The organism is Blautia sp. MCC283 (assembly GCF_018785565.1).
In the GTDB taxonomy this organism is placed as follows: Bacteria; Bacillota; Clostridia; order Lachnospirales; family Lachnospiraceae; genus Blautia_A.
In genome coordinates this window covers 224510-240853 of the sequence record NZ_WQQB01000045.1, presented here as the reverse complement: position 1 = coordinate 240853, position 16344 = coordinate 224510, and the positions used below count along the sequence as shown (strand labels likewise).

At 39.2% G+C, this 16344-nt stretch carries 19 protein-coding genes; 17 read left to right on the top strand and 2 right to left on the bottom strand.

The annotated features are described in order from the left end of the window. The first annotated feature begins 59 nt into the window (after window positions 1–59). The 3 genes from GPK81_RS13735 (at window position 60) to GPK81_RS13725 (ending at window position 3486) form a co-directional block, all read left to right on the top strand. The gene (locus tag GPK81_RS13735) at window positions 60–1898 is read left to right on the top strand and encodes a DNA primase family protein (RefSeq protein ID WP_334300544.1); all 1839 of its coding nucleotides are present in this window, start codon (window positions 60–62) and stop codon (window positions 1896–1898) included. 194 nt (window positions 1899–2092) lie between these two features. Next, a complete protein-coding gene (locus GPK81_RS13730; RefSeq protein WP_215707217.1) occupies window positions 2093–3037 on the top strand; it encodes a ParM/StbA family protein in 945 nt (314 codons plus the stop codon). Beyond that, on the top strand, window positions 3034–3486 hold the full coding sequence (locus GPK81_RS13725; protein WP_215707216.1) for a hypothetical protein: 453 nt from the start codon (window positions 3034–3036) through the stop codon (window positions 3484–3486). The genes GPK81_RS13730 and GPK81_RS13725 overlap by 4 nt, the downstream gene beginning before the upstream one ends. A 53-nt stretch (window positions 3487–3539) precedes the next feature. On the opposite strand, the gene GPK81_RS13720 is transcribed toward GPK81_RS13725, so the two are convergent. Further along, on the bottom strand, window positions 3540–3773 hold the full coding sequence (locus GPK81_RS13720) for a helix-turn-helix domain-containing protein (RefSeq protein WP_015540886.1): 234 nt from the start codon (window positions 3771–3773) through the stop codon (window positions 3540–3542). A gap of 1120 nt (window positions 3774–4893) precedes the next feature. Between GPK81_RS13720 and GPK81_RS13715 the strand changes: the two genes are divergently transcribed. From GPK81_RS13715 to GPK81_RS13675, 9 genes are all read left to right on the top strand, one after another. Beyond that, a complete protein-coding gene (locus GPK81_RS13715) occupies window positions 4894–5274 on the top strand; it encodes a plasmid mobilization protein (protein ID WP_215707215.1) in 381 nt (126 codons plus the stop codon). Then, window positions 5223–6464 carry a relaxase/mobilization nuclease domain-containing protein gene (locus GPK81_RS13710; protein WP_252196661.1) on the top strand — a complete coding sequence of 414 codons (1242 nt, stop codon included), beginning with the start codon at window positions 5223–5225 and terminating at the stop codon, window positions 6462–6464. Before GPK81_RS13715 ends, GPK81_RS13710 begins: the two co-directional genes overlap by 52 nt. Then, complete coding sequence (locus GPK81_RS13705; RefSeq protein ID WP_215707270.1) at window positions 6379–7110, top strand: DUF6040 family protein; 732 nt, start codon at window positions 6379–6381, stop codon at window positions 7108–7110. Before GPK81_RS13710 ends, GPK81_RS13705 begins: the two co-directional genes overlap by 86 nt. A gap of 111 nt (window positions 7111–7221) precedes the next feature. Continuing rightward, the gene (locus GPK81_RS13700; RefSeq protein ID WP_252196660.1) at window positions 7222–8943 is read left to right on the top strand and encodes an N-6 DNA methylase; all 1722 of its coding nucleotides are present in this window, start codon (window positions 7222–7224) and stop codon (window positions 8941–8943) included. Next, window positions 8944–9156, top strand: a complete 213-nt coding sequence (locus GPK81_RS13695) for a type I restriction-modification system subunit M N-terminal domain-containing protein (protein WP_182474258.1) — start codon at window positions 8944–8946, stop codon at window positions 9154–9156. Further along, window positions 9153–9377 carry a helix-turn-helix domain-containing protein gene (locus tag GPK81_RS13690; protein WP_243097246.1) on the top strand — a complete coding sequence of 75 codons (225 nt, stop codon included), beginning with the start codon at window positions 9153–9155 and terminating at the stop codon, window positions 9375–9377. Before GPK81_RS13695 ends, GPK81_RS13690 begins: the two co-directional genes overlap by 4 nt. Before the next feature lie 2 nt (window positions 9378–9379). After that, window positions 9380–10336 carry a substrate-binding domain-containing protein gene (locus tag GPK81_RS13685; protein WP_118590866.1) on the top strand — a complete coding sequence of 319 codons (957 nt, stop codon included), beginning with the start codon at window positions 9380–9382 and terminating at the stop codon, window positions 10334–10336. An 8-nt stretch (window positions 10337–10344) separates the two neighbouring features. Continuing rightward, the gene (locus tag GPK81_RS13680; RefSeq protein WP_118590864.1) at window positions 10345–11697 is read left to right on the top strand and encodes an MATE family efflux transporter; all 1353 of its coding nucleotides are present in this window, start codon (window positions 10345–10347) and stop codon (window positions 11695–11697) included. Window positions 11698–11731: 34 nt separating this feature from the next. After that, the gene (locus GPK81_RS13675) at window positions 11732–11887 is read left to right on the top strand and encodes a hypothetical protein (protein ID WP_182474256.1); all 156 of its coding nucleotides are present in this window, start codon (window positions 11732–11734) and stop codon (window positions 11885–11887) included. Here GPK81_RS13675 and GPK81_RS13670 read toward each other — a convergent pair. Further along, window positions 11876–13039, bottom strand: a complete 1164-nt coding sequence (locus tag GPK81_RS13670; RefSeq protein WP_118609903.1) for an IS630 family transposase — start codon at window positions 13037–13039, stop codon at window positions 11876–11878. The genes GPK81_RS13675 and GPK81_RS13670 overlap by 12 nt on opposite strands. A gap of 19 nt (window positions 13040–13058) precedes the next feature. On the opposite strand from GPK81_RS13670, the gene GPK81_RS13665 reads away from it, so the two are divergent. From GPK81_RS13665 to GPK81_RS13645, 5 genes are all read left to right on the top strand, one after another. Further along, window positions 13059–13304, top strand: coding sequence for a hypothetical protein (locus GPK81_RS13665; RefSeq protein ID WP_118609894.1), 246 nt, complete (start codon window positions 13059–13061; stop codon window positions 13302–13304). 196 nt (window positions 13305–13500) lie between these two features. Further along, window positions 13501–13752, top strand: a complete 252-nt coding sequence (locus GPK81_RS13660) for a helix-turn-helix transcriptional regulator (RefSeq protein ID WP_138270063.1) — start codon at window positions 13501–13503, stop codon at window positions 13750–13752. A 46-nt stretch (window positions 13753–13798) separates the two neighbouring features. Continuing rightward, window positions 13799–13960, top strand: a complete 162-nt coding sequence (locus tag GPK81_RS13655) for a hypothetical protein (RefSeq protein ID WP_021650642.1) — start codon at window positions 13799–13801, stop codon at window positions 13958–13960. Between the two features lie 225 nt (window positions 13961–14185). Continuing rightward, window positions 14186–14710, top strand: a complete 525-nt coding sequence (locus GPK81_RS13650) for a GNAT family N-acetyltransferase (RefSeq protein ID WP_021650644.1) — start codon at window positions 14186–14188, stop codon at window positions 14708–14710. Between the two features lie 297 nt (window positions 14711–15007). Further along, window positions 15008–16279 (top strand): ABC transporter substrate-binding protein, encoded by a 1272-nt coding sequence (locus GPK81_RS13645; RefSeq protein ID WP_044960957.1) that lies wholly within the window; start codon window positions 15008–15010, stop codon window positions 16277–16279. Window positions 16280–16344: the final 65 nt, after the last annotated feature.

Here is a 16344-nt window from a genome sequence, read left to right as displayed (position 1 = left end):
GTGAAGTAAGGCGTGAGTCATAAAATATGGCTTGCGTCTTTTTCTTTGCCTGAAAGGAAGTGATAAGTTTGAACAAGAAGTTTTTGAAGCATTATATGGAAACCAATCCAGAAGGGACAGCACAAACCTATATCTTTCTGGTGGACAATCAGGATATAGCGTTGAATATTGTAATGTCAGGATATCAGGCAATCTGTCTGGTGCAGGAAGATGACGGATATTATTTCAGTGCAGATTCTTTTATAGAGGAAATGAGGTCTATTCAGTTTACTGGAAGCTGTCAGAGTGCCTATCATTATGTGGCTGCCTGTACAGTGAAGTGGATGAATGATAAGTTACAGACATTTTTCAAAGACGCTGGTCTCGACGGAAAAGCAGGCTGGCAGTTGTTCAAAGAGAAAGAGTATCTTGGCAAACTGGATAATCAGAAAGAAGTTGAGAAATTACTGGAACAGTATATTCTTCGGTTTGAGCGAGATCCGAAAGAAGAACCGGAACTGAGCCGTTTTCATTTATTTGATGCAAAAGGGAATGTGAAAGGTGTCCGGGATATGGAGATTGTAGATTACCTGGTGGAGAATGTTCAGTTTTTTGTGGTGGGAATCACACCGTATTATTATGAGCATGGTGTTTTCCTGGAAGACCATGATGGGGTAAGAATGAAATACCGTATCCAGAAGCTGATCTATCGTGACCAGGTACAGAGTGGAGTGATCAAAAGAATCTATAATCTGCTGATCACACAGCCAAAAGTTCACCGAGAGGCATATGAACTAAATAAACAGCCTGTGCGGTGGATCAACTTCAAAAATGGATATTATGATCCGGTTACGGGTGAAATGTTGGAACACAATCCAGATTATCTGACAATCAATCAGATACCATTTCCCTATTATCCGGAGGACAGGGAGCAGGTGTTGCAGGGTGGAGAAAATATCAAAAAGTATCTTGCATCGTCTCTTCCTGACAAAGAAGAACAGCAGACATTCTGGGAGTATTTTGGATACTGCATGACACAGGATACGCAGTTTCAGAAATTTCTTACACTGAAAGGAAATGGTGGAACTGGAAAGTCGGTGGCAGTATCGCTGATCCAGCATGTAGTTGGAATCACCAATATGTCCAGCATTTCTTTACAGGATTTGAACAAACGATTCTATGCGACTGGAATGTACGGAAAGCTGTTAAATGCCTGTGCGGATATTCCCTGCAAAGCAATGGAGAACACAGATGTATTAAAGAAAGCAGTCGGTGAGGACACACTGATTTATGAGAAAAAAGGACAGGATGCAATTCATTTCCACTCTTATGCAAAGCTGCTTTTTTCTACCAATGAAATGCCGCAGAATCTTGAGGATAAGTCAGATGCTTTTTACCGTAGACTACTGATTCTTGATATGAACCGGGTAGTAAAAAGTGGTGAAAAAGATCTGCACTTAAAGGAAAAGGTACAGGCAGAATCCGATTATGCAATTCATATGGCGATGATTGCATTGAAAAATCTGTACGAACAGGGAAAGTTCACGGAGAGCGAACACAGCAAAGAATGTGTAAGAGAGGTACAGCGGTCATCTGACAGTATCTGTGCTTTTATTGATGAGTCATTGGTGCGTGCCAAAGGAAAACGTCTGAAACGAAGTGAAGTGTTCCATATGTATGAGGAATACTGCAAAGAGAATGGCCGACAGGGGCATGGTAAATCCAACTTTTTCAGGAATATGACAGATAAAGGTTTCCTTCTGAAACAGTACAATGGTGAGTTTTATTATCAGGATATTGCAGTTAAGGAAGAAGATTTTTGTCCTGTAGATCCAGAAGAAAGAATACCTTTTGAAGAAACAGATACAGATTATAAACAGTTACAGTTAAATATGAATCAGGGAATTAAGGGCATTTAGAGCAAAATAAGCAAAAAGAAATGTTACCGGAGCAGGAGAAATAACAAAGATAGCTGCCAGAGTACATAAAATTTTGCTTTTTTTACACTGACTGCCCTTTTTATGTATCAACATTTTAGCTGATACAAATATAGGTTTTTCCCGAATTTGGGAGAAAGTCAAAAATAAATATTAAGAAAGTATGAGGTATGATTATGAGAATGATGAAAAACAACAATAATGAGACAGTTATGGTGATCGGGATTGATCATGGGTATGGAAACATGAAAACAGCCACCAGATGCTTTCCATCCGGTGTAGCCAGATATGACAAGGAGCCAATCTTCCAGAATAATCTTCTTGTTTACAATGGCATGTATTACCAGATCGGAGAGGAACACAAGGAGTTCTGTGCAGAGAAAACGCAGGACGAGGACTATTATGTGCTGACACTGGCGGCTATCGCAAGGGAACTGGATGGGAAAGGTATGAACCGGGCAAAGGTACACATTGCAGTCGGACTTCCACTTACCTGGGTAGCTACACAGAAAGAAGATTTCCAGAAATATCTTCTCCAGAATGAATGTGTGGATTTTACATTCCGCAATAAAGAATATCATGTGGAGTTTGCAGGAGCTGATATTTACCCACAGGGATTTGCAGCAGCTTTTTACCGTTTACAGGATTTCAAAGGAATCAACATGCTTGTGGATATTGGAAACGGGACTATGAACATCATGTATATCAATAATTCCCGTCCATTAGAGAAGAAATGCTTTACAGAGAAATATGGAACGCACCAGTGTGTGCTTGCAGTCAGGGAATCCCTGCTGAAAGAACTGGGAACAGTGGTGGATGATCTGGTGATTGAGCAGGTGATCCGTACCGGGACAGCAGATATTGGTGAGAAATATCTGACAGTCATTCGTAAAGCTGCCGGAGATTATACGAAAGAAATCTTCCATAAGCTGAGAGAACGGGAATATAATCCAGAACTGATGCGTCTGTATGTGGTCGGCGGTGGCGGTTGTATGATCCAGAATTTTGGAGAATATGACAAGAGCCGGGTGACAATTGTACGGGACATCTGTGCCACAGCGAAAGGCTATGAAGCAATGACCGTAAGGAAAATCCAGAGAAACGGAGGGATGCTTGTATGAGAAAAGAACGGAAAATCATCAATACAAATATCCGTTTGAATCTTTGTGATGAACAGGACAGGCAGGCATGGGAATATTTGCAGACGATGGACAGGGAAAAATATAAATCGTACACCAGAGCAGTTGTAGTTGCTTTAAACGATTATTTTTCCAGAGAGTACAGGAATGAAGCAGATCCGTATCTGGAAACCAGAGAAAAGGAAGATGTGTTTCTGGAAAGGGTGGAAACAGCTATCCGGGATGGAGTGAAAGAATCCGTCCCGATGGCTATAGCGAAGAATCTGATGGAAATGCTTGTACCGTTTGTAAAAGAATCGGTAGGAGAAATTAATCTGCCGGACAGAACACTAACAATGGAGAAAACGGATGGAGAGATCGCAGAAGATAATCTGGACTGGGAGAAAGAAGCTGATATGGATGTAGCACTGGATTTTGCGGATAGTTTTTAGCTGTCTGTAAAAAGGAAAAGCAGTCCGGTTTGCATAAAATAAATCGGACTGCCTTAAGTGGAGCTATTCTTTTTTCTTGGGTAAGGACGTTTATCATCTGTCAGGTTTAGCAGATAGTCAACGCTGGTGTTATGAAATTCAGCCAGTTTAATCAGAATGTGAGTAGGGATATCGACATCACCACATTCATAATTACTGTAAATACGCTGACTGCAATTCAGAATTTCACCCATATTCTTCTGCGTAAGGTCACGATCTTCACGCAGATCCCGTATTCTCTGATACATGCGTTTCACCTCTAGCATAATAATAACTTAGCGAGATATTCACTATTGAAATATAGCGAGAAATTCGCTACACTGAATTTAAAAATGCAGGAGGGAGAAGTACAGAGTGAAAGAGAAAGTGAAAAAGGTGCTGGTGTGGATTTTTGAATTTGTTTTATTTTGTGGATATTTCTATGTTTTATTCGTGAATCTGATATGTGGATTTGGATATGGAGGGATAAGCAGCAGAGGACAGGCAATAAAGATTTTATGTGCTTCGTTCTTCCTTGCAGTGGGACTTCCCGGATTGATCTGGTATCAGCATCGCAGACTTATGAAACTGGAGAATTTATTGCATGACCTGTTTGAAATTTGCGACAAAATAAAATAGCAGTAATAGAAAAATAGACTGACAGTAAGGAAAGCTTTACGGAAACAGAATAGCAGAAAAAGGTAATGGCAGTGATGGCATTTCTATTGGTAAAAATCAGTGAAATGTTCATGACTGCTATTTTTATGCTTTTCAGCAGAAATGGAAAGTGATTCAGAAAAAGAAAAGCAGAAATAACAGCGAAATATGGCAGAGAGGCATTTGCAGATGGAAAACGTTGTATAAGCAAGGCAAAGAAGAAATATAGAGTGCCGGATACGGCACATGATTGTCCGATACTTCGCATCGGAGTGGTGCATGACTAGCCTGTTTCAGAAAGGAAAAATCTATGGAATGTGGAGATTTTCTCTTTCTTTTACAGTCAGTTCCTGCACCACAAAACCACTGTCATCTCAATTTTGGCTTAATAACGCAGAGGAGAATGTTGCTTACTTGGTGCTGGTTCAGTGGTGGGGAGATGACAGGCAAGTTTCGCAAAGTGGCAAGCCACTCTGCACCGGAGCCAGCCTTTGGGCTGCTCCTAAACTTGCCAGAGGGCTCTGCCCCTTGGAACCCCGGCACGTTAATGGCGTAAGTATTCCTGCGAAATGTCCACCGGACATTCCTACGGAACACTTACTGATTGACTAGGGTTTCACCCTGCACCCACCAAAGGGGCGTTGCCCCTTATGGAATCCCTGTAAATTTTAGCCGAAACGCTGTGTCTGTTGATAAAGAATGAAAATGAAGCAAGGAAGGAGACAAAAGCCTATGAGAAAACGAAATCATACAGTAACCATACGGATGAATAACGAGGAATATAATCTGCTTCAAAACAAAGTGAAAGAATCCGGAAGAACACAGCAGGAAGTTGTAATAAAAGCAATCGCAGATTTGAAGATAGCTTCTACAGAGGAAGTGGAAGAACTGAAAAGATTGAACCAGATGTTTGTAGATATTCTCAGTCAGCTTCGTGGAGCTACTACAAATATCAATCAGATTGCAAGAAAGCTGCATACAGATGGAGAAGTTCCCAATGACAGTACGCTGTATTTCCTCAATAAAAATATTCTTAAGTACCGGAAGGAGAGTGAAAAGATATGGCTATTAATAAGACGATTAATAAGCGGACAAATTCACACGGAGCAATGAGAAACTGTATCGAATATGTTCTGCGACCAGATAAGACCAGTGAGCTGCTTACTTATGTAACAGGCCCGTACCGCCACGATGAAATCAATTATGATCTAGTGTACAGAACCTTTCTAGAAGAAAAGAAGATGTGGGATAAAGACACTGGGAGAATGTATGCCCACAACATTATTTCCTGGCATAAGGACGAGCAGATTACTCCGGATCAGGCATTAGAATTTGGAAAAGAGTTTGCAGAAAAATGGTTCAGTGGATTCCAGACCTTAGTGGCTGTGCATAAGGATAAAGAGCATATTCACTGTCATCTGGTTACAAATTCTGTGAGTTATGAAGATGGAAGAAAACTGCATAACACCAAAAAGGATCTGGAACGTATGAAACAGCTTACCAATCAGATGTGCCGAGAACGTGGACTGACAGTAGCCGAAAAAGGAAAGCACTTTGATGGAAGTCAAATTGAAAAAGGGGAAGTCATTGCATGGAGCAAAGATAAATATAATCTGTTCCGACAGCAGGTGAAAGACAGCTTTGTAGCGGATTGTGCAATGGCAGTGTTAAAAGCACTGGAAAATTGTATCAGTAAAGAAAAGTTTATAGAAAAAATGAAACAGTTTGGATGGAATGTAAACTGGACAGAGAAGCGAAAACACATCATATTTCAGAATCAGGATGGAAAAAAAGTACGTGACAGTAATCTGTCAAAAACATTCTATCTTGATATCAGCAAGGAGGGTTTGGAGAATGAATTTAATAGAAATTACGAAAGGGTACGAGCCGAAGCAGAACGAACAAACGGAGCAGATGAAGAGCTTGCCGGATATTACCGACAAGTGGAAGCAGCTTGCGAAGGAGCAGGCGGCGTCACTGGAGCTAGTGACGGAAGAGAGAGACAAGTTACAGGTGAGAAATCAGAAGATGAACGAGTTTATCCAGAAATTTCAGGAAAGGACACACAAGCTGAAAATGGAAAAACAGAATTTATTCTTCGAGAATCACGAAATGCAAGACGAAATTCGGAAATTAAACGACGAAATTCATCGTTTGACAACCGAACTGTCCGAAACGCAGAAGTTGAATCGATCGCTTCAGCAGAGCAACGACGATTTGAGGAACAGAAACGGCTTGAAGAGCAGGAGCGAACAAGAGCAGCTCGAAGAAGAAATAAAAGACGTTCGGGACCAGAAATCTAAATTGCAGATACAGGTGAATAAATCATCTGTTGAGGCAGTAGATGAAGCACAGGAGAAACAAAAAGAAGCGGAGAAAAAGGCTAGAACAATAGAATACCAGTTTAATAAGGCACAAGAAGAAGTAAAGACTGTGAAGAAAAAAACAGATTGTGAAATAAAAAAGTTGAAAAATGAAGCGAAAGAAAAGGAAACATTCTGGATGATAGCTTATATGATCTTGGTTTTGTTGGCAGTAATAAAAAATACCGTATTTCAAAAAGATCTATTTGCTTGCATAATTGTTCCATTGAGGTTTTGGTATAGATATATAGAGTGGTTAATCCATCCATCAGAATTAAATATTTTAGGTGAGCGAGAGTATTTTTCAGCAGGATGGTCGTGGTTTTTGAGAATTATGGTTATTCTTATTTTTCTTGGACTAGGAATAAGTAGTGAGATATTTGTGTTGAGGAAGATAGAGCAGTATCGAAAAGCATGGGATAAATATTCTATATGGATTCTGCTTATCAGCGTGTCATCAATTGCTGTAATAGGTGATGTAGTGAGAAAATATTTTCCGATAAATCTTATATTGCTCTTGGGACTTATAAATATTGCTGCTATGGAAATAAAAATCTACTGTCATAATAAAAGGGAATTATATTAGAAAAACATTTATGGTTATGAAAAACCAAATTTGATTATTGACAATCAAATAAACAAATGCTATAGTGAACACAAGGAAATTGATTGTGAATAACCAAAGGAGGAAACAGGGTTGAATATTTCAGTTAAAGAGTTAAAAGAAAAAGAAAGCTCGAAAGTTGAAGAGATTAGTTGGAATATTTCAAATAGGATGAGAGAACTTGGAAATACATCCGTATATGGAGGCTTTTGCTTATCGTATGTGGCGTATTTATCTTTAAAAAATAAGATAAACGATGTATATCAGTTAGTAGAATATGTGGAACTGACTTTTTCACCGGAGAGAGTCAGTTTCATAAAAGGAAATATTGAAAATTTATGGAATGTGGCAATAGAAATCGGAGAAGCATATTCAGAAGAAACACTTTTAGCAGTAGTATTGTGGTGGCCATTGCAAGGAAATAAATTTATGGGAGAATGCGAAACCCCACAGAGTGTTGTAAAGTTGGCAAATGAGATACTTCAAATTTCAAATGATAAGGCAGCAGATTTCTGTAGTGGAATTGGAACATTTCTAGTGAATGCTATAGAAAGAAATCCAGAATCACAGTTTTATGGTGTGGAGCTTGTAACTGAGGTCAAAGAAGTGGCAGAAATCAGAACGGAATTAATTTCTGATCGGGTGAAAATTGAGCAAAAATCAGTTCTGAACATTGATGACAATTTGATATTTGATAAAATATTTTGTGATTATCCTTGGGGGATAAGGGTGAAAGAGAGCATTGGAAACAACGAGGAATTAGAGGCGATATATAATATTATACCGGAAGTACAGAAAGCAGCTGCGGGAGACTGGGTATTTATTATAAATGTCATGAATCATCTCAACAAACATGGAAAAGCGGTTGTTTCGGTGAGTAATGGAGTGACTTGGAACGGAGGAATCAATACAGTAATCCGCGAAAAATTTGTAAAAAAAGGATTTGTCGAGGCGGTGATAGCACTTCCATCCAATTTGTATTCGAATACAGGAATTGCCTGTTCATTACTGGTATTAAGCAGAAACAATAAAAATATAAGAATGATAGATGCAACGGAGATGGTCTCTGTTGGACGAAGACAGAATGTTCTTAGTGATGAAAATATTTCTAAAATTCTTGAACTATTGAATACAGATGACGATAACTCAAAGCTAGTTTTGGGTGAAGAGGTAGCAAAAAATGAATACACTCTTAATCCGTCAAGATATCTTCAAAAAGAGATGCTCATAAAAAACGGTGTAGTATTTGAATCTGTGATAAAGAACATAACAAGAGGAGCACAGATTAAAGCATCGGTTTTAGATGAAATTGTATCAGATGAACCAACGAACATACAGTATTTGATGCTGGCAAATATACAGGATGGTATTATTAGTGATGATCTTCCTTATTTGAAAGAAATGAATCCTAAATACGAGAAATATTGTATTAAAAATGGAAGTCTCGTAATTTCCAAAAATGTATCTCCGGTAAAAATGGCAATTGCATCCGTAAAAGAAGGAAAGAAGATTTTAGCGAATGGTAATCTTTATGTTATTGAGTTAGATGAAGATAAGATAAATCCGTACTTTTTGAAAGCATATTTGGAAAGTGAAAATGGAAAAGCAGCCTTATCTAGAGTAGCAGTAGGAGCTACATTATTAAATCTGCCGGTTGAAGGATTGAAAAAAATAACAATTCCATTGCCTGACTTAAAAAGTCAGAAGATAATTGCAGATAAATATTACGCCAAGATAAATGAAATAAAAGAATTGAAATACAAATTAGAAAAGGCAACAGCAGAATTAGAACATATTTATATGGAGGAAAAATAAATGGACGAAAATAATAAATTTGATGTAGTTGGAACTAATATAGCAGAGAAAGCGACAATGATCTGGAATGTAGCAGATATGCTCCGTGGTCCATTTAAACCGCATGAATATGGATTGGTAATTTTGCCAATGACAGTAGTAAAAAGGTTTCATGATTGTTTATTACCGACACATAAAGCAGTATTTTTTTGGAGTGCTATAGCAGGATTATGAAACAGGAATTGGGGATATCTTTTAAAGATTTTCTTACAAGGCTTCGTATCAGTCAGGCAGTGCGGCTTATGGAAGATCGGGAATTGTCGATTAATCAGATTGCAGAAAAGGTAGGGTACAGCAACCAGCACTATTTTTCTGCTGCATTTAAAAACTGTCAGGGTATGTCGCCCTCAGAATTCCGTAAAAATATGCTGCAGATTGACAGAAACGGATTATAACTATGAAGAAAATATGGAAAGTATGGACAGTGATACTGGTTGTGGCAGCAACAGTCTTACTTACGATCAGTACACAGTATAGCAAAAAAGAAGAGATATCTACAGATAGTTATCAGTATCTGATCGGTGTTAGTCTTCCAAATGTAATAGAACCGTGGCTAAATAATTTTGTTGACGTATTTACAGAAAAAGTATCCCAGGATAAAAAAATAAATGTAATTTTTCGAGATGCAGCTGGAAATCCGGAAAAACAGATTCAGGATATTGAGACGTTGATGGAGTACGGGATAGATATTCTGATTGTCTCTCCTGATGGAAGTGACAGCCTTTCTTCTGTTCTTTCGGAGGCTTTTCAGAAGATACCGGTCATTCTGACAGGTGTTGGTGCAGGGACAGAGGATTATACATGTCTTATCAAGTCAGATGATCAGAAGATTGGCAGGCTTGCAGGAGAATATATTCTGAATAATCTTTATGAAAAGAATAAAAAGATCGTGGTCTTTCAGGGGGTTGAAGAATCCCCGGTATCCAAACAGAGACTAAAGGGTTTTCAGGATTCTGTTCAGGGTACAATACCGGAAGAAGATATCACTTATTACTGTGGCGACTGGCTCCGGGATCGGGCAGAGCTCAGGATGAAAGACTATCTGATCTCGCATGATTCTGCTGATATAGTTTTCGCTTTTAATGACGATATGGCATATGGTGCATATCAGGCCTGTCAGCAGTACAGGATTGAGGGCAAGGTGCATCTGATAGGTGTGGATGGGTTTGAAGGAGAAAGTGCAGGGCTGAGTCTGGTAGACAAAGGTGTACTGGATGCAACGATACAGACACCGGACTTTGGTGGACTTTCTTATGAAATTGCAAGAAAACTTCTTGAGGGAAATAAGGTTGAGAAAAATATTATTATCCAGCCGGAATTGATTCTTCAGGGAGGAGCGGAAAGGAAAGAGTAATTGTAGATATGAAAAAGAGTTTGAGAATGACAGAGGGAAGTATCTCTAAAAAGATCATTTTTTTTGCCATTCCATTGTTTCTGGGGAACCTGTTTCAGCAGTTGTACAATACTGCGGATTCCCTGATCGTGGGAAATTTTTTAGGAAGCAATGCACTGGCGGCGGTCAGTTCATCTGGAAATCTGATCTTTTTGATGGTAGGTTTTATTAACGGTATTGCCATGGGGGCGGGTGTAGTTATTGCCAGATATTACGGTGCCAAAAAAAGAGACAGCCTGCAAAAGGCAATCCATACAACCGTTGCATTTGGTCTTGCGGCCGGTGCGGTCCTGACTGTTTTGGGAATGTTTCTGGCGCCAAAGATCTTGGTGCTGATGGGAACTCCTGCGGATGTTCTTCCGGAATCCATTGTGTATTTTCGTACGTATTTTGCGGGTTCTATGGGGGTTGTAATGTACAACATTTTTGTCGGAGTTCTGCAGTCGGTTGGTGATGGACGACATCCATTGATTTATCTGATCATTTCTTCCTGTGTTAATGTAGTGCTGGATATTTTCTTTATCGCAGGTCTTGGCATGGGAGTTGGTTCAGCAGCGCTCGCAACTGCTATTTCGCAGTTTGTCAGTGCAATTCTCTGTATGGTGCATCTGATGCGCGTGGAAGAAGAATACCGCCTGGAACTGCGGGAAATTCGTTTTGACAGCATTATGTTGAAGCAGATTATCCAGAATGGTATGCCGTCTGGTTTTCAGAATTCAGTCATCGCGATCGCGAATGTTTTTGTGCAGTCAAATATTAATGCATTTGGAAAAATGGCGATGGCAGGATGTGGATCTTATTCTAAGATTGAGGGATTCGCCTTTTTGCCGGTGACCTGTTTTACGATGGCACTGACAACATTTGTCAGTCAGAATCTTGGCGCAAAACAGTATGACCGGGCGAAAAAGGGAGCAAGATTTGGGGTTCTCTGTTCGATCATTATTGCAGAATTGATCGGCGTGATCATATATGCTGCCGCACCGGTGCTGATCGCAGCATTTAACAGAGATCCCGATGTTGTACATTATGGCGTGATGCAGTCAAGAACAATTGCATTATTCTATTGTCTGCTGGCGTTTTCTCATTGTATTGCAGCAGTACTCCGTGGTTCCGGTCACGCATCTGTTCCGATGATCGTTATGCTCTGTGACTGGTGCCTGTTCCGTGTAAGCTATATCACCGTTGCAGTTCGCATCATCCCGGATATCCGTGTGATCTTTTGGGCATACCCATTGACCTGGAGTATCAGCTCCGTGATTTTTCTGTTTATGTTCCTGCGAGGAAAATGGGTATATGGGTTTGAGAAAACATCACAGATGTAATTAAAAATTCAATCTTTTTAACGGAAATGAAGCTATGAAAGAAATCCATATTCGTAGTGGTGTTGAGCGTTTGAATCTGACAGCATTTACGATGCTGCCGGTGATCGAAACAATCTGTCTGGAAGGAATTGATCCGAATGTGATTGAATCTGACTGGGTGAATCTAGTAGACAGTAAATTAATTAGCTAGACCAATGTCTTCCTTTCCAAAGTTATCCATCTTATATTTCCAATGGTAGACTACTGGTACTTCATTCACCTCATCAAAGTATTTGTAGATACGGTCAATAAGTTCCTGTTTTGACGATACTCTGATTCCTTTCAACATCTGACGTGTCATCTTACCAAAAAAGCCTTCAATCATGTTCAACCATGATCCGTGCTTTGGTGTAAAAATAAATATAAATCGACCTGGCATAGTTGCAAGAAATGCTTTGACCTTTTTACTGGTATGAACTGTATGGTTATCCAGAATAACTCGGATAATATCTCCTTCCGGATATTTTTCGTTGAGAATCTTAAGGAAGTCAATAAAGTCGTCCGATGTATGTTTATCACGAACTAATGGAACAGCCTCTCCAGTAAGAAGATCTATAGCAGCTAACAGAGAAACCGTACCAAGTCGTTTATATTCATAATCACGCTTAATTGTTCCACAGTTTGTGGTTGGATTGAGATCCTTTCCTGTAGTGGCAATGGCTTGAATGCCTAGTTTTTCATCATATGAGTAAGTATGTACGTCATGCTCACCGGCAGGTATGAACAGCTCGCCATTTTCATCAAACAACATTTCAATCTGCTTATAAACGAGAAGAACCTCATGCATCTTTGCTTCAAAGTCTGGATCACGCTTTTCGCAATAATACTGGATACGAAATGGTTTTATTTCAGCTGCATCCAAAATGTTTTTTATGCTTGTTTTGGTAAGAGTTGACAGTCTTGTAAAACCGGCACTTTCAGCTGTTTTATTGATATGTTCCGTCAGCTTTGCATATGTCCACGTTTCTGCTGAGTAGCCAAATTCACCAGGACGTTGGCAGGCAATATTAATGATCCATGTTTTTTCATCATCAGTAATTTCTGCATTTCTTCCTCTTCCAGGAGCGTCATAAATGGCATTTTCAATGCCACCCTGATTATACTTTTTGAGGCAAAGAAGAACACTGTTGCGGTTCAGACCAACTTTTTCAGCAATAGCATCAATAGATTCACCATCTGCTTTCAGCAGGAGAATTCTTGCTCTGGTAACTGTCTGAGCTTGCAATGTTCTTGTTTTTGTAATGGTTTCCAAGCGTGAGCGATCTTCAAATGAAAGGGTAAGCGGTTTTGCTTTAGCCATGATATACGTCCTCCATATTTTTATGGAAATAGTATACCATAGAAATGAATATGAGTCCATTTATTTAATTTACGTTTCACTAGAGAACAGTAATCTTACAATTCTTGTACCGGAAGATACTTCAGACGAACAGCTGCAGGCTATCGGACAGAAGTTTCTTGAAGCTTATATAATTACAGATATTTCGCAGGTGAAGAGAGGTACCTGCTCTATGCCGGATGATCCGATGCCGGATATTGCAGAGATACTCAGTGCTTATGGAATCTGAAAGTGTGATGAATGAGCAATTTGCAGGTATAATGGTTCACGGACGTTTGTCCCTCGATATCTTATCTAAGAAAATATTGTGAGTATTGAACTGGGGCTGTCGGAAAGACAGCCCCTTTCCTCTACAGGTGGTACGCGAAAAATACAAGTCCTTTTATGCACGTAAGAAAAAACAAAGTGCAGAAAGGGCTTATATTATGGAAAAACAGAAAAAAACATGGAACAAAATAATAGGAGAAAACATACGAAGACTGCGAATCAGTCATAATGAGACTCAGGCAGAACTGGGGGAGAGCATTGGTTATGGTTCTACAACTATTGCTAATTATGAAAGCGGAGAACGTCTCCCGGATCTTATAACGGCATATGCGATAGCACAGCGTTATCATGTCGAAATGGAAAAATTGATGGAAGAAGACTTCACGAATCGTGAATACAAAGAGAATTAAAAAGAACTATACTTATAAAAAAGAATAAGTAAAGGAGAAGGAAAGCATGAAAGATAAGGAAATAAACAACTTTATCAGAGAAACAGGTAAAATGGGTGATATCTGGACGAAAGAGCAGGTCAAAGATGTATACCAGAATGTTTCATTGGAGGAGGCGCTGGCAGACCGTCAGAGATCATATGATAAGATGAAGGACATGCTTGACTAGATGAAGAAACTATGAAAGAAGAATCTTCAGACATAGAACTAAATGGACTATCAGATAAACAGATAGTGGATCTTTTGAGAGAAGTAAATCAGGAAGTAATCCAGTCGGCTGGTATTATTTACATGTGGTGAGGGACAAAATATGTTACAATGTAAAACAGATATTAAAATAGTAGCAGGTGATCAGCATAACAGTATTGACCTGTCATGAGCAGGAGAGGGATTGATGAAACAGAACAGCAAAGTAATACATGAAAAATATGAATTCAGAAACATTCATAAGGATGAAATTGAACAGGCTGCAGAGATTGAAAGCATCTGTTTTCCGCCAAATGAAGCGTGTACTTATGAACATATGGAGTCACGAATAAAAAAAGCATCGGATCTTTTTCTGGTTGTTGTGGATCGGGAGACAGGCAAGATTGCAGGTTTTCTTAACGGACTTGCAACAGACAGAGAACATCTGACAGATGACTTTTTTACAGATGCGAATCTACATGATCCGGAGGGCGTAAACATTATGCTTCTTGGGCTGGATGTGCTCCCAGAGTACCAACACCAGGGGCTGGCAAGAAAACTGATGGAACAATATAAGGAAAGAGAGCGCGCCAGGGGAAGAAAGAAGCTGATCCTGACCTGCCTCCCGGATAAGGTTGAGATGTATAAGAAATTTGGCTTTAAAGACCATGGGATCGGCGATTCTGTGTGGGGCGGAGAAGCCTGGCATGAGATGGATAGTATTCTGAACTGATTTTAGCTTACGAAATAAAAAGGAAAATCATAATGGCAATCAATGTAAAAAATAGAATAAAGAGAAATTGCTGAGAAAGCTCCTATGGTGTCGAAAGGCATTGTAGGGGCTTTTTATATTCTTTAAAAACCGCGAAATTGTGAATAATATACAAAAATAATTTGATAAAACCATACATAATGCATGAAATGAAAAAAGCATATTTACAAAATAAAAATTAAATGATATATTAAAAAAAACAAACAATATGAAACCGGTTGACATATGGAAAAAGTCACAATACGAAGGGAGAACAAAATGAAGAAAAAGGTAATTGCACTTGCATTAACAGCATGTATGGTACCAGTTGGTAGTGGGGTGGATGTAATGGCTGCCAAGGGAGATTCCGGGGATAAAATTACATTAAACTGGCAGAGCTATGACAGCTATGATAAATATCAGAAAGTTGTCGAAGCTTTTGAAAAGGAAAATCCGGATATTGAAATTAATTTTGAAGAAGTATCAGATTATGCAACTAAAATTTTGACAGAAGCTACAGCGGGTGACCTTCCGGATCTTATCAACTGTAATACAGGAACTACACAGATTCTTGCAAATGCCGGGGCATTACAGAAATTCGATGTAGATGCACTGAAAGCAGATACAGAATATAAATTTGATGATTTCTGGGATGCTGCAGAAAACTATTGTACATATGATGGTGACTGGTATTCACTTCCATTGGACGGAGGAAATTATGGATGGGTTTACAACGTCGATATGTTTGACAAGTGTGGAATTGAAGTTCCGGAAGATGGATTTACATGGGATGAGTTTACAGATGCATGTAAAACATTAATGGAACACAAAGATGAACTTGGAATCGAATATCCGACAATTATCAATGATCTGTCTTCCGCAATCGATACTATGTATCCATGGATTACAGAAGCTGGTGGAAGCTACTTGAATGATGATGAAACCTGTGGATGGAATTCAGATGAAACCGTTGCGGCTTTCGAATATGTCAAGAGTCTTGTAGATGAAGGTTATGTGCCGGCAATAGAAAAACTGGGAGACGGTTATGATGCACTGATTACAAAATTTAATGCGGGTCAGATTGCTATGTGTCGTGTGGCTCTCTGGAATTCAACATATCTTCAGGACGATGTAAACTGGAAAGCAATGAATGCGCCACGTGCAAATGATGGTACACAGGCAGAAGTACTTTTCCTGAATGGTATTGGCATTTCAAGCAGCTGTGAAAACCCGGAAGCAGCAGAAAAGTTTATTAAATATCTGACCAGCGAAGAGGGGCTTGCATTATATCTTGAAGATAATACATCTCCACAGATTGCAGTAAGAAAGTCTCAGGCAGATCTTTCCGTATCTATGTTTGACGAAAACCATGATATGAAATTGTTTAATACAGGACTGAAATATGCAGGATATATTGACCTTACAGAAACATTTGCAGACCAGCAGACGATCATTGGACAGTATTTTGATGAAATCTGGCATAATGATGCTGATATCAAGAGTACGCTGGATAGCATGGCAGATCAGTTAAATGGTTTACTTGCTCAGTAACTAAGAATAAAAGGATGATATGGAAAATACTCTGTATCATCCCTTGGATTTAACTAGGAGGGATT

Bases quoted from the DNA above. Each gene is read 5' to 3' on its own strand.
- GPK81_RS13730 (WP_215707217.1), top strand. From the start codon at position 2,093: ATGAGAATGATGAAAAACAACAATAATGAGACAGTTATGGTGATCGGG.
- GPK81_RS13725 (WP_215707216.1), top strand. From the start codon at position 3,034: ATGAGAAAAGAACGGAAAATCATCAATACAAATATCCGTTTGAATCTT.
- GPK81_RS13720 (WP_015540886.1), bottom strand. From the start codon at position 3,773: ATGTATCAGAGAATACGGGATCTGCGTGAAGATCGTGACCTTACGCAG.
- GPK81_RS13715 (WP_215707215.1), top strand. From the start codon at position 4,894: ATGAGAAAACGAAATCATACAGTAACCATACGGATGAATAACGAGGAA.
- GPK81_RS13710 (WP_252196661.1), top strand. From the start codon at position 5,223: ATGGCTATTAATAAGACGATTAATAAGCGGACAAATTCACACGGAGCA.
- GPK81_RS13695 (WP_182474258.1), top strand. From the start codon at position 8,944: ATGGACGAAAATAATAAATTTGATGTAGTTGGAACTAATATAGCAGAG.
- GPK81_RS13690 (WP_243097246.1), top strand. From the start codon at position 9,153: ATGAAACAGGAATTGGGGATATCTTTTAAAGATTTTCTTACAAGGCTT.
- GPK81_RS13685 (WP_118590866.1), top strand. From the start codon at position 9,380: ATGAAGAAAATATGGAAAGTATGGACAGTGATACTGGTTGTGGCAGCA.
- GPK81_RS13680 (WP_118590864.1), top strand. From the start codon at position 10,345: ATGAAAAAGAGTTTGAGAATGACAGAGGGAAGTATCTCTAAAAAGATC.
- GPK81_RS13675 (WP_182474256.1), top strand. From the start codon at position 11,732: ATGAAAGAAATCCATATTCGTAGTGGTGTTGAGCGTTTGAATCTGACA.
- GPK81_RS13665 (WP_118609894.1), top strand. From the start codon at position 13,059: ATGGAAATAGTATACCATAGAAATGAATATGAGTCCATTTATTTAATT.
- GPK81_RS13660 (WP_138270063.1), top strand. From the start codon at position 13,501: ATGGAAAAACAGAAAAAAACATGGAACAAAATAATAGGAGAAAACATA.
- GPK81_RS13655 (WP_021650642.1), top strand. From the start codon at position 13,799: ATGAAAGATAAGGAAATAAACAACTTTATCAGAGAAACAGGTAAAATG.
- GPK81_RS13650 (WP_021650644.1), top strand. From the start codon at position 14,186: ATGAAACAGAACAGCAAAGTAATACATGAAAAATATGAATTCAGAAAC.
- GPK81_RS13645 (WP_044960957.1), top strand. From the start codon at position 15,008: ATGAAGAAAAAGGTAATTGCACTTGCATTAACAGCATGTATGGTACCA.